The sequence below is a fragment of the Saccharopolyspora hirsuta genome (genome assembly GCF_008630535.1).
GTDB lineage: Bacteria > Actinomycetota > Actinomycetes > Mycobacteriales > Pseudonocardiaceae > Saccharopolyspora > Saccharopolyspora hirsuta.
The window spans coordinates 175,234-192,413 of the sequence record NZ_VWPH01000004.1; the positions used below are offsets into that span (position 1 = coordinate 175,234).

The window sequence follows — 17,180 nt, forward strand, 5'->3', positions numbered from 1 at the left end:
GGGGTGACCCCTCAGCGCAGCGGGTCGTAGGGCGCCAGGTCGATTCCCGGGTCGACCTGGCGGGCCAGCCGCGCCGCGACCGCCCCCGCGTACGGGCCCATCGTCAGGCCGGAGGCCCCCAGCCCGTTGGCCACGACCAGCCCGGGGACCTGCGGGACCGCACCGAGCAGCGGCCGGATGTCGGGCCCCATCGGGCGGAACCCGATGCGGGTCTCCACGTGCGTGGCACCGGCCAGCCCAGGAGCCACCGACAGCGCTTCGCCGAGCACCTCGGCCAGGCCCGCGGCGGTCACCCGGTGGTCGAAACCGGCGCCGTCCTCGCGGGTCGCGCCGACCACGACGCGCGAGTCGTCGAAGGCCAGGAGGTAGTGCCGCGACCGGGGCAGCACAACCGGCCAGTTCGCGGTTTCCACGCCTGGCAGCCGCAAGTGCGTGATCTGCCCGCGCTGCGGCACGACCCGCACCTGGACGCCGATCGGTTCCAGCAGCTGCGGCGACCAGGCACCGGCCGCCGCGATCACCGCATCCGCCTCGATGAACGCGTCCCCGACCCGCACTCCGCGCACCGCGCTGTCGGCGACGATCGCGGCCGTGCCGTTGACGGTCCGGGCGCCGCGCTGAACCGCGGCGCGGCGCATCGCATCCCGGACCAACCGGCCGTCCAGCCGCGCTGCCCCGGGGATGTGGATCGCCGGGCCGTCGTGCTCTAGCGGCGGGAAGAGCTCGCGGGCCCGGCGAGCGCTGATCAGCTCCACGTCGCCAGCCATCGGCGACTCCGCAGCGCGCTCGGCCACGCACCGGAGCACCTCGTCCGCCTCGTCGTCGGTGACCAGTCGCAGCGAGCCGACCCGGCGGTAGCCGAGCTCGGTCTCCCCATCAGCCGCCAACGCCGCCAGCAGTTCCTGGTAGTGCTCCGCCCCGGCAACGGCGAACCGGTACCAGTCCGGATCGTCCACCCTGGACGACCAGGGGCAGATGATGCCCGCCCCGGCCGAGGTCGCACGGCCCGGGGTCAGCGAGTCCACCAGGACCACGTCTGCTCCAGCCCGGGTCAGCTCGTAAGCGGCTGCCGCTCCGACGATGCCGCTCCCGATGACCGCCACTCGCATCTTCCGCTCCTCCTGATCCGACCGATTCCCTCTCACCGCACACCGCCCATGCGCCGCTGCACCCACGGCGTCATCAGGTGCATGACGACCCCGGCGGCCATCACCGCCGCGCCGACCCCGGCGAAGTAGCCGACTTCGGTCTCCGGGCGGTAGAGCTGCACCAGCTGCGCGTTGATGCCCTCCGCCGCGGCGGAGGCCAAGAACCACAAGCTCATCATCTGCGCCAGGAACGCCCGCGGGGCGAGCTTGGTGGTCGCCGACAACCCCACCGGCGACAGGCACATCGATCCGCAGATCACCACGAAGTAGCTCGCGACGAGCCACCACGGGCTGGCCAACGCGTCCACGCCGTGCAGCAGACCGGGCCCGGCCATCAGCACGAACGACGCCCCGCCGAGCAGCAGTCCGATGGCGAACTTGCGCGGCGTCGCGGGCTGCCGGTCCCCCAGCCTGATCCACAGCCAGGCGAAGGTCGGTGCCAGGACCAGCGTGGCGATCGGGTTCAGCGACTGGAACCACGACGACGGCACCGCGAACCCGAGGATCTCCAGATCGGTCCGCGTGTCGGCGAACTGCGCCAGCACCGAGCCGGACTGCTCGTTGACCACCCAGTAGCACACCGCGCCGAGGAACAGCGGGATGTAGGCGATCAACCGGGACCGCTCCACGGCATCGGTGTGCGGGCTGCGCAGCATCATGACCAAGTACGCCGCGGGCAGCAGCACCGCGAGCACCGACACGGCGTTGATCAGCGCTTGGACGGTCAGCGATCCGGTGACGGCGAGAACCGCGACCGCCACCACCAGCACCGCGACTCCCACCGCGGCGCGCCTCCCCACCTGGCGCCGCTCGCCGGCGCGCAGCGGATTCGTCGGCGCGTCCCCGGCCTGGCCCAGCCGCGCCCGACCCCGGGCGTACACGACCAGCCCGACGGCCATGCCCATGGCCGCGAGACCGAAGCCGAGGTGGTAGCCGATCTGCTGCCCGAGCGTGCCCACCAGGTACGGCGCGAGGAAGGCGCCCAGGTTGATGCCCATGTAGAACAGGGAGAACCCGGCGTCGCGACGATGGTCGGTCGGCGAGTACAGCTCCCCCACCAGGCTCGACACGTTCGGCTTCAGCAGCCCGGTGCCGACCACGATCAGCAGCATCGACACCAGCAGCGCGGGCAACCCGCCGGGCACCGTCAGCGCCAGGTGACCGCACATGATCAGCAGCCCGCCCACCAGGACCGCGCGGCGCATGCCCAGCACCCGGTCGGCCAGCCAGCCGCCGAAGATGCCGGACATGAACACCAGGGCGCCGTAGATCGACACCAGCGCCGACGAGGTCGGCTTGTCCATCCCGAGCCCGCCGTCGGAGGTCCGGTCGTACAGGTAGTACAGCAGGATCGCGGACATCCCGTAGTAGGAGAACCGCTCCCACATCTCCAGGAAGAACAGCGTGGCCAACCCGCGGGGGTGGCCGAAGAACGCTCTGTCGTCGGGGGAAACCTTCGTCTGCTCGCTCATGGCCGCCTTTCGAAGGAGGGGCGCACCGGCGGGAGGTCAGCGTGCGGGGCCGTCAGATCGCCGCAGCATCGGGCGGTCGACCGTCCAGAGCACCTCGGCGACGTCGGTGCCGCGGTTGTGGATGGCGTGCGGAACCCTGGACTTGAAGTGGATCGAGTCGCCCGCGGCGAGCACCGCGGTCTCGTCGGCCAGCAGGAACGTCAGCTCGCCGCGCAGCACGTAGCAGAACTCCTCGCCGTCGTGCTGGGTGACCGGCGATGGCCCGGCGGTCGGGTGCACCGCGGTGACCAGCGCTTCGATGCGCTGGTCGGGCAGGTCCGCGGTCAGCACGCGGTGCTCCCGCTCGCCCATCACCACCCGGGTGGCGTCGGGGTCGTCGTGCCGGGCGATCGAGTACTCGCGCCGGCTGCGGCGCCCGGCCGTGCCCAGCAGCTCGGCGGCATCCACGTCCAGCGCGTTGGCCAGCGCGAACAGCGAGGTCAGCGAGATCGAGTTGACGCCGCGCTCGGCCAGCGAGAGGAAGCCCGGGGACAGCCCGCAGCGCTCCGCCAGCTCCCGCAGCGTCAGGCCGCGCTCGGCGCGGATCCGCTTGATCTCGGCACCGACCAACCGGCTCGGGCCATCGGGACGAGCGCTCTCGACCACGGTTCCTGCCCCTTCCGCTCGGGTAGCGGAATTTAGTCACACCGAACAGGGACAGTCAATACTGAACATCCGTGAGCAACCAGGACGATCCAATGTGGACAGCGGAGCTCTCCGCACGGGTCCCGGCGGCAGTCGATCGAGTTCGCCACGTGCTGGATTGCCGTCAACTAGGTGGTGCTTGCTCGTCGAGCACTCGCCCCCTGGTCTCGGGCAGCAGCCAGATGAACAGGACGGTCAGCGCCGTGCACACCATCAAGATCACGATGATGGCGCTGCCCAGCCCGATCCCGTCCGATGCCCAGCCGATCAGCGCCGGGCTGAACGCCGCTACGCCGCGGCCGACGTTGTAGGTGATCCCGGCCCCGGTTCCGCGCACCCGTGCCGGGAACAGTTCGGTGAACAGCGCGCCCTTGCCCGATGCTTGAGCCGAGATGAAGAACCCGACCACGGCTGCGAGCAGCAGGTTGTACCAGAGCGCGGTAACGGGAACAGCCATGAACAGGACGCCGAAAACCGCAGTGCCCAGGTAGAAGACTGTGAACGCCCAGCGTCGGCCGATGCGGTCGTGCACGTGCCCGCCGAGCACGTAGCCGAGCCAGTTGCCGACGATCATGAACCAGATGTAGAGCGCCGTGCTGCTCACGCTCAGACCGCGTTCTTCCTTCAAGTACAGCGGGATCCAGGTCTGCAGCGCGTAGGTGCTGGCCAGTCCGGTGGCGCCGAAGAGGGTGCCCAGCACGGTGTGCTTGCGCAGCCCGGGGGCGAACAGCTCGCCGAACACCCCCTTCTGCCGCGGCCCGCGCCGCACCCGGCTGGTCGGGACGTCGCGCAGGCCCCGGCGGATCAGCAGGGCGACCACGGCGGGCAGGACGCCGACGGCGAACATCACCCGCCAGGCGATGGTCTCGGGCAGCCACGCGTGGCTGAGCACGTAGCTGAGGTTGGCCATCGCCCAGCCCACCGCCCAGGCCGACTGGATCCAGGCCAACGCCCGGCCCCGGCGCTCCGGTGCGGCGTACTCGGCCATCAGCGCCGCACCGACCGGCCACTCCGCACCGAAGAAGAACCCTTCGAGGGTGCGCCAGATCAGCAGCTGCTCGAAGTTCTGCGCGGTCGCGGTCAGCCCGGTGAACAGGGCGTAGGCGCTGATCACCAGCACCAGCACCTGGACCCGGCCGAACCGGTCGGCCAGACGCCCACCCACCACACCGCCCACCGCCGAGGCGATGAGCGCGCTGGAGGTCGCCAGACCGCCCTGGGCGGTGGTCAGGCCGAGCGCGGCGATGATGCCGCTGAGCGCCAGCGGGAACATCTGGTTGGTGAAGCCGTCCAGTCCCCAACCTGACCAGGTCGCCCAGGTCACCCTGCGGACCAGGGATCTGTCCGGGGGTGCGGAGACAGTCGATGTCGTCGTCATTCCTGCACTCCAATCGGCGCCGGGAATCAGAATCCGTAGTGCTCGCGTGCTGCCCGTTCGGTGATGCGACCGTTGCGCAGGTCCTCCCGCACCTGCTCCGGCGAACGCTGCGCGGGATCCCCGAAGCCGCCGCTGCCCGGGCTCTCCACCCGGAGCACGTCGCCTTCGCGCAGCTGCACCCCGGAGATCCGACCGCCCGGCAGTTGGCGCTCATCGGCGCGGCCGGGGTTGATGACGAACCGCCCGGGACTGCCGTCCTGACCGCCGCGCAGACCCCACGGGCGGGATGCCTGCCGGTCGGCGTGCGCGGAGAACTCGGCGTGGTCGCAGCGGATTCGCACGTCCCGGCGCACGCCGAGGCCGCCGCGGTGAGCACCTGCGCCGCCGGAGTCGGGGATCAGCTCGTAGGTGTCGACCAGCAGCGGGTACTCCTGCTCCAACGCCTCGATGGGCAGGTTCGAGGAGTTGGTGATGTGCACCTGGATCGCGTCCATGCCGTCCTTGCCGGTCCGGGCGCCTCCACCCCCGGCCACCACTTCCGGGTAGACGAAGAACTCGCCGTCATGCTCCCCGGAGAACGTCACGTACGTGACGGTGCTGTGGCTGGCCGCGGGGACTCGTTCCGGCACCGCCTCGGCCAGCGCGCCCAGCACGACGTCGGCGACCCGCTGGCAGGTGTCGGTGCGGGCGGTGACCGGTGCGGGCTCGACCGGGTTGACGATGCTGCCGCGCGGCGCGCTGATGTCGACGGCGTCGAAGAACCCGCCGTTGGGCGGGATGCCGGGGTCCAGCACCGCCTTCAAGGCGTAGTAGACGGTGGCCTCCAGCGCCGGGCGCACCACGTTGATGCCGACCGGGCTCTGCGGTCCGGTGCCGTCGAAGTCCAGCGCCACCCGGTCACCGGCGATGGTGATGGCCACCGCGATCTCGGTGGCGGGCCCGTCGCTGGGGTCCATGAGATCGCGGAACCGGTAAGTACCGTCCGGGACCTCGAGCAGGGCCGCCGACAGCCGCTTCCGGGAGTGCTCCAGCAGGTGCGCGGTCGCAGCGCGGACGGTATCGCGGCCGTGGCGCTGGTGCACCTCGCGCAGCCGCCGCTCCCCGAGCTCCACCGAGGCGAGCTGGGCGAGCATGTCACCGCGCCGCTCGTGGGGAAGTCGCGAGTTCAGCTCGACGAACGCCAGCGGCGCCTGCTCGACCCCGGCGGCGGTGGCGAACTTGACCAGCGGGATCCGCAGGCCCTCCTGGAACAGGGAGGTGGAGTCGCCCGCGTTGCTGCCCGGCACCCGGCCACCGATGTCGGAGTGGTGCGCGATGTTGGCGCTGTAGCCGAGGAGCTCGTCGCCGTCGAACACCGGCTTGACCATCGTGATGTCCGGCAGGTGGGTGCCACCGCCGTGGTAGGGGTCGTTGGTGATGAACACGTCGCCGGGCTGAGCGGTCAGCGCGGAGGCCTCCAGCGAGTCGATCAGGCCGGTCATCGATCCCATGTGGATCGGCATGTTCTCGGCCTGGGCGACCAGTTCGCCGCGTTCGTCGAACAGCGCGGTGGAGCAGTCGGACCGCTCCTTGATGTTCGTCGAGTAGCTGGCCCGGCGCAGCACCGCGCCCATCTCCTCCGCGACGGTCACCAGGGACGCGCCGATGACCTGCACGGTGATCGGGTCGGGAGTGTTCATCGCTGCTCCAGTTCGATGATCAGGTTGCCGCAGCGGTCGACGCGCGCGGTGGACGACGGGGTGATGACCGTGGTGGTGTCGAGCTGTTCGACGATGGCGGGGCCGGGCAGCACGGTGCCCGCGCGCAGGCCCGACCGGTCGTAGACGGGGGTGTCGAGCTGGCCGGTCTCGTCGAAGTCGACCGGTCGGTGCCCGAGCAGCGCGCCTGCGAGGTCGGTTCCCTCCTCGATGGCGGGCAGTTCGGGTTTGGCCACCACCGCCGCCGGGGTCAGCTGCACCTCCACGATCTGCACCCGGGCGTCGTGGTGGGCGAAGCCGTAGCTCTTGGTGTGCTGGTCGTGGAAGGCCTCGGTCAGCTCGGCGAGCGCGGCGGCGTCGAACCGCGCCGCGTCGATCACTCGCTGCGGCAGCGCTACGGGGAGTTCGAAGTTCTGCCGCGCGTAGCGCATCCTGGCCGCACCGGTGATGGTCGTGTCCACATCGGAGGGTGCTTCGGCGGTCAGCCACTCCACGGCACTGCTGTGGACCTCGTGCAGCGCTTCGTTGAGCTTGTCCAGGTCGCTGTCGGCGACGTCGGCCAGCACCGCTTTGGCGAACTCGGTGCGGATGTCGGTGACGAGCAGCCCGAGCGCGCACAGCGTTCCCGGGTTCGGCGGTACGAGCACCGTGCTCATGCCGACCTCGCGCGCGACCTCGACGGCGTGCAGCGGTCCGGCGCCGCCGAAGGCGACCAGCACGTAGTCGCGCGGGTCCTCGCCTGCCTCCACCGAGACCTTGCGCACCGCACCGGCCATGTTGACCGCCGCGATCCGGCCGATGCCGCGCGCGGCCACCGCCCGGTCCACGCCCATCGCGGCGGCGACGCCCTCCACCGCCCGCGCTGCCGCCGGGTGGTCGACGGCGAGCGCGCCACCGAGGATGTGCTCCGGGTTCAACCGCCCGCGCAGGACGTCGGCGTCGGTGACGGTGGGTTCGACCCCGCCGCGCCCGTAGGCGGCAGGTCCGGGCTGGGATCCGGCGCTGCGGGGACCGACCTCCAGCGCCCCGCCGGTGTCCACCCGGGCGATGCTGCCGCCACCGGCGCCGACGGTGTGGATGTCCAGCGACGGTGTGCGCACCGGGCGGTCGTTGATGCGCCGCTGCGCGGACACCAGCGCGCGACCGTCGCGCACCAGGCACACGTCGGTGCTGGTCCCGCCCATGTCGAAGGTGATCAGGTCGTCGAAGCCCGCCTGGGCGGCCACGTGCGCCGCGGCGACCACGCCGGCCGACGGCCCGGACAGCAGCGTCGTGACCGGGTAGCGGCCGACCGAGGCCAGCGACATCATGCCGCCGCTGGAACCGATCACCTTGGGCTCCACCGGCACTCCGGTGGACCGGATCCGCTCCGCCAGCCGCGACGTGTAGCGGTTGATGCGCGGTCCGACGTAGGCGTTGACCACGGTGGTGGAGAACCGCTCGTACTCGCGGAAGACCGGTGCGATCTCGGCGGAGGCGCACACGTAGACCGAGGGCAGCGCCGCGCGCAGCCGTTCCGCCACCTCCAGCTCGTGCTGGGCGTTGCGGTAGCTGTGCAGGAAGCACACCGCGACGGCCTCGGGTTCGTCGGCGCGCACCCGGTCGATCACCGCGGCGAGGTCGTCGGTGTCGAGCGGTTCGAGCACCTTGCCCTCGGCCGACATCCGCTCCACCACCGGATGCACCTGGGATCGCGGCACCAGCGGTGGCGCCTTGTCGGCGTCCAGGTCGTAGAGGTCGGGGCGCTGCTGGCGGCCGATCTCCAGGACGTCGCGCAGGCCCGAGGTGGTGACCAGGGCCGTGCGGGCGCCGTTGGATTCCAGCACGGTGTTGGTGGCCACGGTGGTGCCGTGCCCGAGGTAGCCGACCTCGGCCGCGTCCGCACCGGACAGGCGCAGCACCGCGCGGACGCCGTCGGCGACGGCGATCGACTGGTCGTCGGTGGTGGACGGCAGCTTGTGGATGTGGAACCGGCCGGTGGACGTGTCCAGCGCGGTCACGTCGGTGAACGTGCCGCCGACGTCGATACCGATGCGCAGCATGGCGTTCCTCAAGGGTCGTTCGAACGAGCGGTGCGGGAGTCCCGGACCGGGACTGCGGAGGAGGTGCCGCCGGGGCGGCACGGGGACGTTCGGGGAGAGGGGCCGATCCGCCTCAGCGGAGGCGGGACAGCGACAAGTGGTCGATCGGCACGTCGGTGCGACCGGAGCGCAGCAGATCCGCGGCAGCCCTCGCGAACACGGGCGCCAGCTTGAAGCCGTGACCGGAGAAGCCGCCCATCACCAGCACGTTCGGCCGGTCCGGGTCCCGGCCGATGATGCCGTGGTTGTCCGCGGTGTAGCCCTCCGCGAAGGTCCGCACCGCGGTGGGGCGCGCAGGCAGCCCGCGCAGGCAGTTCGACACCGCCGCGGACACCCTCGCGACGTAGTCCGGCGCCACCTCCGGATCCAGCAGGTCCGGGTCATCCACAGTGGACTTCGGCACGTGCAGGTTGACCTTCACCCCGCCGCCGACGTCCGGGAAGAAGGAGAAGGTGTTCTCCCCGCCGCTGCGCCGAATTCCCACCGGGAAGTGCGCGGGACCCCAGCCCTCGGCGGTCTCGAACCAGCACAGCACGGCGCGCCGGATCTCCACGTCGCGAGCGAGCACCGGCACGCTCCGGGTGATCCACGGTCCGGTGCACACGACCGCTTGGTCGAACTCCTCGACTTGGACCTCGTCGCCGCGGCGGAAGCGCACGGCCACGCCGTCGCCGCGTTCGACGACGTCCTCGACGGTGGTGCCGGTGTGCAGCTTCGCTCCGGCCTTCTCGGCGAGCAGGGCCGTTTCGGCGATCGCGCGTTGCGGGTGCAGCAGACCGCCTTGGCGGTCGAGCAGCACGACGTCGTCCGGGAAGAGCCGGTGCTGCGGGAACCGCCGGGCGGCCTCCCGGTGGTCGAGCCGCTCGACGTCGAGGCCCCACTGCTCGGTCACGTCGACCACGGTGCGCACGTCGGCGTCCTCGGCAGACCCGATGGTCATCGCGCCGCACGGCTCGAAGAGCGGGACACCTGCGCGGGCGCTGAGCTCCTGCCATGCCGCGCGCGCTTCGCGCAGCAGCGGGACGTAGTCACCACCCTCCTTGTACGCGACGCGGAAGATGCGCGTTTCACCACCCGCCGCGCCGCGCTCGTGGCCGATGTCGAACTGCTCGAAGCCGGTCACCGCGAGGCCGTCGGAGGCGAGCTGGTGCAGCAGCTGGCTGCCCATCGTGCCCACTCCGATCACTGCGACGCGCGACTGCTGAACTGGTTTCATCACGGTCTCCGCAGGAGGTCGGGAACCCTTGGCTCCAACAGCCCAGGAACGTAGCATTCACTTCGTGGAGGCACAATGGACGACGTGAACACTTCACGAACCGAGTCGCTGGGACAACGCATCCGAAACCAGGTGAGCAAGCTCGCGAGCGGCGAACGGGCGGTGGCCGACTACCTGCAGCGCCATCCCGAGGAGGCGGCGATCTCCTCGGCCGCCAAGCTCGGCGAAGTCACCGGCACCAGCGACGCGACCGTCATCCGCACCGCGCGCAAGCTCGGCTTCGACGGGCTCAACGACCTCAAGCGCAGCCTCGTCGACCACCTGGCCCGCCGCCGCGACCCCGCGCAGGTCCTCGACGACCGCGTGCAGCGGCTGCACCCCGAGCACGGCGTTCTGCAACCCGTGATCGACGCCGGTCTGACCCTGCTCGGCGAGGTGCCCGCGCTCATCGACAGCGCCGACTGGTCGCGCGCCGTCGCAGCGCTCAACGGGGCCGACCACATCTGGACCTACGGCATCGGCCCCAGCGCCGCCATCGCCGAACACCTGGCGCTGGGCCTGCGACGCGCGGGCAGACCGGCGGATTCCTGGACCGCGACCGGATTCCGCCTCGCCGACGACCTGCTGCGGCTGCAACCCGCCCACGCGGTGGTCGTCGTCGCGCCCCTGCGGTTGTTCCACGAGATCGGTGTCGTCCTAGACCACGCGCACCGGATCGGCGCACGCAGCGTGCTGCTGACCGAGGCCATCGACGAGGCCGGGGAAACCCGGGCCGACACCGTGCTACCGCTCCCCGACTCCACCGAAGGGGCGGCGAACGAGCTCATCGCACCGCTGACCATCGTGCACGCCCTCGTGCTGGAACTCGCCGCCGCCGAACGCACCTCGGCGGTGCAGCAGTACCAACGCCTCAACGAACTGCGCACCGAGATCGCTGGCACCAACCTCGACATCAGCCACCTGCCCGAGCTCTGAACGGGTCCCTGCTGCCCCTCCCCGCAGCGCGGTGGGGCTCACGCGTGCCAGTCGAGCAACCGGGCGGGGTTGGAGCGCATGATCGCGTCCGCGAGTTCGGCACCGCCTTCGCGGACCAACCGGGGCAAGAACCGCTTCGGCAGGTACTCCAGACCCGGGATCCCGCCGTAGGCGCGGTACCTGCTGCGACGGGCCACGTCGCCGCCGAGCAGCAGGCGGTCGGCACCCCCGCGTTCGGCGGTGGCGAGCAGGCAGTCCAGGATCACCGAGTCGGGCCAGTCCCGGTGCCGGGCGATGCCGTCGTAGCCGAGGTACGCCCCCGCTGCGCAGAGCTCCGCGTGCAAGCCCGGATCAGGGTTCCGGTCGGCGTGGGCGAGCACCACCCGCTCGGCGCGCACCCCATGACCGCGCAGCTCGTCCAGCACTTCGAAGGCCGCACTGCCGTGTTCGAGATGCACCATCACCGGCGCCCCGGTCGCCACGTGCGCGGCAGCGACCGCGGCCAGGACCCGGTGCTCGAACGGGGAGATCGACCAGTACCCGATGCCCGCTTTCAGCAGCCCGGCCCATACCCCGGTCGGCGAGCCGTCCACAGAGGACATCCCGGTGACCAGGTCAGCGGTGAACCGCTCCGCCAACTCCTCCTCGGTGCTGGCCAGCAGCGGGTGATCGTCCGGGTAGTGCGCCTGCCGGTGCGCACCGGTCGTCGCGACGACGTGCAGGCCGGTGCGCTCGGCGATGCGGGCCATCCCGGCCGGGTCGCGGCCGAGACCGATCGGCGTCGCCTCGACCATCGCCTCGATCCCGGCCGCGCGCAGCGACTGCGCCTCCTGTCCGCTGCGCTGCTCGTCGTCGAGCTCGTCGCCCGGCAGCAGCGGCGAGATCTGGAACAGGTGCTCGTGGTAGTCGGTGCGGCCGAGCGCCTGCGCCGGGATGTCGCCGCGGACGGTGCGGACCGTCATCGCACCGCCTCGGCGGCCGCGGCGAGCTCGCCGACGGTCTCCTCGTCCAGCTCCAGGTCGAAGACCTCCGCGATCACCTGCGACCAGCCGTGGATGAAGTACCGCCAGCCGTCCACGACGGTGAGCTGCGCCGACTCCTCGTGCGCACGGGCCTGGTGCAGGAACTCCAGGCTGCCCCGGTAGTTCAGCTCCCACACGACGGCGTTGCGCGGCCACCGGACCTCGTCCGACAGCGGCGAACCGGGCAGGTCCTTGCCGAGACCGGTGGCGTTGACGATCAGACTGCCCTCCGGGCACGCCGCGACCAGCTCGTCGGCGGGTCCGTCCGCCACCGCGGTCAGCACGCCCCCGGTGTCCAGCCCGCCCCGGCGCAGGACCTCGACCAGTTCGGCCAGGCGGCGCTCGTCGGTGTCGGTGCACACGATCCGGCGCGGCCGGTCGTCGCGGCGCGCCAGGTACCAGGCGATCGCGGTGCCCGCCCCGCCCGCACCCAGGCACAGCAGGTCCGCGCCGGTCGCGGCGAAGTGGTCCGGGGCGAGGAACTCCTCGATGGACAGCCCGGCGGTGATCGGGTCCTTCGCGTGTCCGATCAGCGCACCGCCGCGCTTGGACACCGAGGAGATCTCCCCGCAGAGACCGGCGAACTGGTCCAGCTCGGCGAACATGTCCCCGGCCGCGTCGTGCACCCCGATCTTGTGCGTGGTGATCAGCGCTCCGCGCAGGCCCGGGTCGTCGCGGATGGCGCTGACCACTTCGCGGTACTGCTCGCGGCTCGCCCCGACCGGGAGGTCGAAGCCGACCAGCTGATCCGACGGCAGCCCGAGCACCCGGGCCCAGGCCGGGAAGACCTTGCGGATCGAGGACTGCCCGGTGCTCACCCCGACGAAGCCCATCGCCGCGTCGTCGTTCAGGTCGGTCATGCCGTCTTCTCCTCGATCAGGACGGGGTTCTCCGGCGTCCGGCCGGCGATGACGTCGAGCACGGCGCGCACCGCGCCCGTGCCCATGCGGTCCACTGCTTCCACCGTTTGCGCGCCGAAGTGCGGGGTGAGCACCACCCGGTCGCTCAGGTCCGGGGCCAGCAGCGGGCTCTCCCCGCCAGCCGCCTCCCCCGCCAGGGTGTCCGCCGCGTACGCGGCGAGCTGCCCGGACCGGAGGGCGTCGGCCACGGCCTGCTCGTCGACGAGGTCGGCGCGCGCGGTGTTCACCACGATCAGCCCGGGTTTCGCCGCGTCGAGCCAGGCGCGGCCCACCAGCTGCTGCCCGCCCGGGGCGTGCAGGGTCACCGCGTCGCACTCGGCCGCGAGTTCGCGCAGCCCGGCGTTGCGCACGCCCAGCACCTCGAACACCACCGGGTCCAGGTGCGGGTCGTGGCCGAGCACCCGGGTTCCGAAGCCCCGGGCGCGGTGCACCACTCCCCGGCCGATCCGGCCGAGCCCGGCCACCCCGAGCGTCAGGGTGCCGAGCTCCCGGCCGCGCCGGGTCTGCCACGACCCGGCGCGCACCGCGCGGTCCCCGGCTGCCACACCGCGCAATGCCGCGAGCAGCAGTGCGATCGTCAGGTCGGCGACGGCTTCGCTGTTGGCGCCCGGGGTGTTGGTGACCGTGATCCCGCGCCGGGCGGCCGCCGCCAGGTCCACGTTGTCCACCCCGACGCCGTACCGCGCGATCACCTTCAGCCGGGGCGCGGCGGCCAGGTGCTCCTCGGTGATGGGCGCGGTGCCCGCGATCCAGGCGACGGCCTCGGCCAGCGGACCCGCCAACTCGGCCGGATCGTGCACCGTGGACCCGCGGACGACGCGCAAGCCCGCACCGGTCAGCTCGTCCGCGCAGGGCACCGCACCGCTGCCGAACGAGCGGGAGGTGACCAGAACCGTGCCGCTCATCTCGCCGCCATCCCCGGCAGGCCGCGCGACTTGCCGCCGCGCAGGTTCTCCGCGCCCACCGCGATCAGGATCAGCACCCCGATCGCGATCTGCAGCCAGAACGGGTCGACGCCGAGCAGCGTGCCCCCGTTGTTGAGCAGCCCGACCACCAGCGCCCCGACCAGCGCACCGAGCGCGGTGCCCTTGGCGCCGAACAGGCTGGCCCCGCCGATGACGCACGCGGCGATGGCCTGCAGCTCGTAGCCGGTGCCCGAGGTCGGGACCCCGTTGCCGAGCCGCGAGGCCAGCAGGACACCCGCGAACGCGGCGAGCAGCCCGGACAGCGCGTAGGCCGACAGCAGCACCGATCGCACCGGAACCCCGGTCAACCGGGCGGATTCGACGTTCGAACCGACCGCGTAGACGTACTGGCCCCACACGGTGCGCCGCAGCAGCCAGGCCATCACGACCGCCACCAGCAGCATCAACCAGGTCAGGTTCGACACCCCGAACACCGAACCACCGGCGATCGCGGTGAACTCTGCGGGCAGCGGCTGCACCGTGCGGCCGTCGGTGAGCAGCAGCGTCGCGCCGCGGGCGATGCCCATCATGCCCAGGGTCACGATGAACGGCGGCATCCGCAGCACCGCCACCAGCACGCCGTTGACCAGACCGGCCGCCGCGCCGACGACCAGCGCGAGGGCGACGGCCAGCACCACCGGGAGGCCGCCCGCGGTCTCGAACACCGCGGTCGCGGCGACCACGCCCGCCAGGCCGACCACCGAGCCCACCGACAGGTCGATGCCCGCGGTGAGGATCACCAGCAGCTGCCCGACCGCGATGATCGCGTAGATGGACACCTGGCGGCCCAGGTTGTCCAGGTTCGTGCCGGTCAGGAACGAATCGGTGGCGAGGCTGAGCGCGAAGGCGATCACCAGCAGCACCGGGATGCCGCCGAACCCGCGGTCGAAGAGGTGGCTCAGCCGCAGGATCTCCGACTCGTCCGGTTGCGGCTTGGGCCTGCGCTTGCGCTTCCCGCCCGCCGCGGACGGCGCGGGGGCGCTTGCGACGTCGGTCATGGCATCTCCTGTGTTCTCGCCGGGCACCCTCGCCCGGTCTCGCGGCTCATGAGGTCTCCTGCGCGACCGGGCTCGCGAGGTGCAGCACGTCCTCTTCGGTGGCCTCGGCCGGGTCGACGAACCCGGCGATGCGCCGCTGCCGGACCACCGCGACCCGGTCGCACAGGCCGAGCAGCTCCGGCAGGTAGGACGACACGACCACGACGGCCAGCCCGGCGGCGGCCAGTTCGGCGATGACCCGGTAGATGTCGGCCTTCGCGCCGACGTCGACGCCCTTGGTCGGTTCGTCGAGCAGCAGGACCTTGGCCCCGGTGGCCCGCCACCGGGCCACCAGCGTCTTCTGCTGGTTGCCGCCGGAGAGCGAGGACACCGGGTCGGTCCAGTCGCCGAACTTGACCCGCAGGCCGTCTGCGGCGGCGGTGACGTGCTCGCGCACCCTGCCGCGGCGCAGCACGCCGAAGGAGCTGGCCGCCCGGATGCTGGCCATCGCCACGTTCTTCTCGATGCTCAGCCCGAGCATCAGCCCGGATTCCTTGCGGTCCTCGGTCAGCAGGCCGATCCCGCTGCGCGCCGCGGCGCGGGGTGACGAGGTGTCGACCGGTCTGCCGTCCACCAGCACCTGACCGGCCTGGAGCGGATCGGCGCCGAACACGGCCCGCAGCAGCTCGCTTCGCCCCGAGCCGAGCAGTCCGGCCAGGCCGAGGATCTCGCCGGAGCGCACCGAGAGGTCCACCGGCTGGTCGAAGCCGACCGGCCGAACCCCGCGCAGTTCCAGGCGGACGTCACCGGCTTCGGCGCGCTCGCCCGGGTAGAGGCTTTCGATGGTGCGGCCGACCATCGCCTGCACCAGGGTGTCCTCGGTGTGGTCCGACATCGGTTCGGTGGCCACCAACCTGCCGTCGCGCAGGATCGTGACCCGGTCGCCGATGGCGAACATCTCCTCCATGCGGTGGCTGACGTAGAGCACCGCCACGCCTTCGTCGCGCAGCGCGCGGATCCGGTCGAGCAGCGCAGCCGCCTCCTGCTCGGACAGCGCGGTGGTCGGCTCGTCGAAGATCACTAGCTCGGCGTTCTGGCCGAGCACGCGGGCGATCTCCACCAGCTGCCGGGTCGCGGTCGGCAGCTCGGCGACGCGGGTCTCCGGGTCGAGGTCGGCCAGCCCCACCCGGGCCAGCATCGCGGTGGCCATCTCGCGCTGCCGCCGCAGGTCGCGGAACCCGGCGCGGGCCGGGAAGCGCCCCATGCACAGGTTCGCGGACACGGTGAGCTCCGGCAGCAGGCTGAGCTCCTGGTAGACCACGCCGACCCCGGCGTCGCGCGCCACCGCGGGGGTGAGCGCCGGGCGCATCGGCTCGCCCGACACCAGGTACTCGCCGGCGTCCCGGGTCTCCGCCCCGGTGAGGATCTTGATCAGGGTGGACTTGCCCGCCCCGTTCTCCCCGGCGAGGCAGTGCACCTCGCCGGGGAGCACCTCCAGGTCCACGCCGTCCAGCGCGGTCACCGCGCGGTAGGTCTTGCGCACCCCGCGCAGGCTGATCACAGCGGTCTCGGCCACGGCTCAGCCCTTGGTCTTCGGCGGGTCGAGCAGCTGGGCGTGCTCCGGTTTGTCCACGTTGGACTTGTCGATGACCACGGCGCCGGGGTCCAGCGAGACCGGCGGGGTGCTGCCTGCGGCGGACATCGCCGCCTCCACCACGCCCTGGTAGCCGAAGAAGAACGGGTTCTGCACCAGGATCGCGTCGATCGAGCCGTTGCGCACCCCCGCCACCTCGGCCGGGTCGGAGTCGAACGCCACCACCGCGAGCCGGTCGGCCGCGCCCCGCTCGGCGACCGCGCGCGCCGCGCCGGTGCCGGAGGTGTTGTTGTCGGCGAAGATGCCCGCCAGGTCCGGGATCCCGGTGATCGCGTCGTTGACCTGGCCAACCGCCTTGTTCAGGTCGTTGTCGTTGACCGCGGTCTGCACGACCTGCGCCTGCGGGCACTTCTCGGTGAGCCCGGCGGTGAATCCGGTCAGCCGGTCGGTCAGCACCTGCTGGCCGGAGGTCGAGCTCTCGTGCAGGATCTTGCCGTTCTGCCTGCCCTGGGCGGTGAGCAGCTCGCACATCCGCTGCCCCGCCTGCTGCCCGGCCTTGATGTTGTCGGTGCCGATGAATCCCTCGGAACCGGTGGTGATCGCGTTGTCCACGGTGATGACCTTGATGCCCTGCTGCCGGGCCCGGTCCACCGCGCCGTTGAGCGCGGTGGAGGAGTTCGACGCGAGCACGATGGCCTTGGCCCCGCGGGCGATCGAGTTCTCCACCAGGCTGACCTGCTGGTCGATGTCGGTCTCCGAGGTGGGGCCGAACAGCCCCAGCTCCACCCCCAGGTCGGCCCCGGCCCGTTCGGAACCGGCCAGCATCGACTGCCAGAACTCCGAATCGGTGGCCTTGGTGATCACGTCGATCCGGGTGCCGGCGACCCCGCTGGTGCCGGATCCGGCACCCTGCGCGGACGGGCCGAAAGCGGCCTTCCCGCCGACCAGTCCGGCACCGACGGCGACCACCGCGATCGCCGCCGCCACACCGGATGAGACGAACCGTGTGCGCGCCATTGCAGCTCCTCGTTCGCTTCCTTGCAGGTTCGGG

General features: G+C 71.9%; 14 protein-coding genes. 1 reads left to right on the forward strand and 13 read right to left on the reverse strand.

What is annotated here, in order from left to right:
- Window positions 1-11: 11 nt before the first annotated feature.
- The 7 genes from F1721_RS09425 to solA form a co-directional block, all read right to left on the reverse strand.
- A complete protein-coding gene (locus F1721_RS09425) occupies window positions 12-1,109 on the reverse strand; it encodes an NAD(P)/FAD-dependent oxidoreductase (protein WP_150066213.1) in 1,098 nt (365 codons plus the stop codon).
- A gap of 32 nt (window positions 1,110-1,141) precedes the next feature.
- The gene (locus tag F1721_RS09430) at window positions 1,142-2,620 is read right to left on the reverse strand and encodes a peptide MFS transporter (RefSeq protein ID WP_150066214.1); all 1,479 of its coding nucleotides are present in this window, start codon (window positions 2,618-2,620) and stop codon (window positions 1,142-1,144) included.
- A 36-nt stretch (window positions 2,621-2,656) separates the two neighbouring features.
- Complete coding sequence (locus F1721_RS09435; protein WP_150066215.1) at window positions 2,657-3,265, reverse strand: helix-turn-helix domain-containing protein; 609 nt, start codon at window positions 3,263-3,265, stop codon at window positions 2,657-2,659.
- 163 nt (window positions 3,266-3,428) lie between these two features.
- On the reverse strand, window positions 3,429-4,682 hold the full coding sequence (locus tag F1721_RS09440) for an MFS transporter (protein WP_211840395.1): 1,254 nt from the start codon (window positions 4,680-4,682) through the stop codon (window positions 3,429-3,431).
- A gap of 26 nt (window positions 4,683-4,708) precedes the next feature.
- Window positions 4,709-6,361 (reverse strand): hydantoinase B/oxoprolinase family protein, encoded by a 1,653-nt coding sequence (locus F1721_RS09445; RefSeq protein WP_150066216.1) that lies wholly within the window; start codon window positions 6,359-6,361, stop codon window positions 4,709-4,711.
- Window positions 6,358-8,421, reverse strand: coding sequence for a hydantoinase/oxoprolinase family protein (locus F1721_RS09450; RefSeq protein WP_150066217.1), 2,064 nt, complete (start codon window positions 8,419-8,421; stop codon window positions 6,358-6,360). Before F1721_RS09450 ends, F1721_RS09445 begins: the two co-directional genes overlap by 4 nt.
- 112 nt (window positions 8,422-8,533) lie before the next feature.
- A complete protein-coding gene (solA, locus tag F1721_RS09455) occupies window positions 8,534-9,676 on the reverse strand; it encodes an N-methyl-L-tryptophan oxidase (RefSeq protein ID WP_150066218.1) in 1,143 nt (380 codons plus the stop codon).
- Window positions 9,677-9,760: 84 nt separating this feature from the next.
- Here solA and F1721_RS09460 point away from each other — a divergent pair, with 84 nt between their 5' ends.
- Entirely contained in the window at window positions 9,761-10,651 is an 891-nt protein-coding gene (locus F1721_RS09460; protein ID WP_211840396.1) for a MurR/RpiR family transcriptional regulator, read from the forward strand.
- 38 nt (window positions 10,652-10,689) lie between these two features.
- Here F1721_RS09460 and F1721_RS09465 read toward each other — a convergent pair whose 3' ends face one another.
- Genes F1721_RS09465 through F1721_RS09490 form a run of 6 tightly spaced genes read right to left on the reverse strand, consistent with a single transcriptional unit; the run spans window position 10,690 to window position 17,146 of the window.
- On the reverse strand, window positions 10,690-11,613 hold the full coding sequence (locus F1721_RS09465) for a phosphotriesterase family protein (protein ID WP_150066220.1): 924 nt from the start codon (window positions 11,611-11,613) through the stop codon (window positions 10,690-10,692).
- Window positions 11,610-12,533, reverse strand: a complete 924-nt coding sequence (locus F1721_RS09470) for a saccharopine dehydrogenase NADP-binding domain-containing protein (RefSeq protein ID WP_150066221.1) — start codon at window positions 12,531-12,533, stop codon at window positions 11,610-11,612. Before F1721_RS09470 ends, F1721_RS09465 begins: the two co-directional genes overlap by 4 nt.
- Window positions 12,530-13,498, reverse strand: a complete 969-nt coding sequence (locus F1721_RS09475) for an NAD(P)-dependent oxidoreductase (protein ID WP_150066474.1) — start codon at window positions 13,496-13,498, stop codon at window positions 12,530-12,532. Before F1721_RS09475 ends, F1721_RS09470 begins: the two co-directional genes overlap by 4 nt.
- On the reverse strand, window positions 13,495-14,556 hold the full coding sequence (locus tag F1721_RS09480; protein WP_170301413.1) for an ABC transporter permease: 1,062 nt from the start codon (window positions 14,554-14,556) through the stop codon (window positions 13,495-13,497). Before F1721_RS09480 ends, F1721_RS09475 begins: the two co-directional genes overlap by 4 nt.
- A gap of 46 nt (window positions 14,557-14,602) precedes the next feature.
- Window positions 14,603-16,111, reverse strand: a complete 1,509-nt coding sequence (locus tag F1721_RS09485; RefSeq protein WP_150066222.1) for a sugar ABC transporter ATP-binding protein — start codon at window positions 16,109-16,111, stop codon at window positions 14,603-14,605.
- Between the two features lie 3 nt (window positions 16,112-16,114).
- Complete coding sequence (locus F1721_RS09490) at window positions 16,115-17,146, reverse strand: ABC transporter substrate-binding protein (RefSeq protein ID WP_150066223.1); 1,032 nt, start codon at window positions 17,144-17,146, stop codon at window positions 16,115-16,117.
- Between the last annotated feature and the right edge of the window lie 34 nt (window positions 17,147-17,180).

Bases quoted from the DNA above. Each gene is read 5' to 3' on its own strand.
- F1721_RS09425 (WP_150066213.1), bottom strand. From the start codon at position 1,109: ATGCGAGTGGCGGTCATCGGGAGCGGCATCGTCGGAGCGGCAGCCGCT.
- F1721_RS09430 (WP_150066214.1), bottom strand. From the start codon at position 2,620: ATGAGCGAGCAGACGAAGGTTTCCCCCGACGACAGAGCGTTCTTCGGC.
- F1721_RS09440 (WP_211840395.1), bottom strand. From the start codon at position 4,682: ATGACGACGACATCGACTGTCTCCGCACCCCCGGACAGATCCCTGGTC.
- F1721_RS09445 (WP_150066216.1), bottom strand. From the start codon at position 6,361: ATGAACACTCCCGACCCGATCACCGTGCAGGTCATCGGCGCGTCCCTG.
- F1721_RS09450 (WP_150066217.1), bottom strand. From the start codon at position 8,421: ATGCTGCGCATCGGTATCGACGTCGGCGGCACGTTCACCGACGTGACC.
- solA (WP_150066218.1), bottom strand. From the start codon at position 9,676: ATGAAACCAGTTCAGCAGTCGCGCGTCGCAGTGATCGGAGTGGGCACG.
- F1721_RS09465 (WP_150066220.1), bottom strand. From the start codon at position 11,613: ATGACGGTCCGCACCGTCCGCGGCGACATCCCGGCGCAGGCGCTCGGC.
- F1721_RS09470 (WP_150066221.1), bottom strand. From the start codon at position 12,533: ATGACCGACCTGAACGACGACGCGGCGATGGGCTTCGTCGGGGTGAGC.
- F1721_RS09475 (WP_150066474.1), bottom strand. From the start codon at position 13,498: ATGAGCGGCACGGTTCTGGTCACCTCCCGCTCGTTCGGCAGCGGTGCG.
- F1721_RS09480 (WP_170301413.1), bottom strand. From the start codon at position 14,556: ATGACCGACGTCGCAAGCGCCCCCGCGCCGTCCGCGGCGGGCGGGAAG.
- F1721_RS09490 (WP_150066223.1), bottom strand. From the start codon at position 17,146: ATGGCGCGCACACGGTTCGTCTCATCCGGTGTGGCGGCGGCGATCGCG.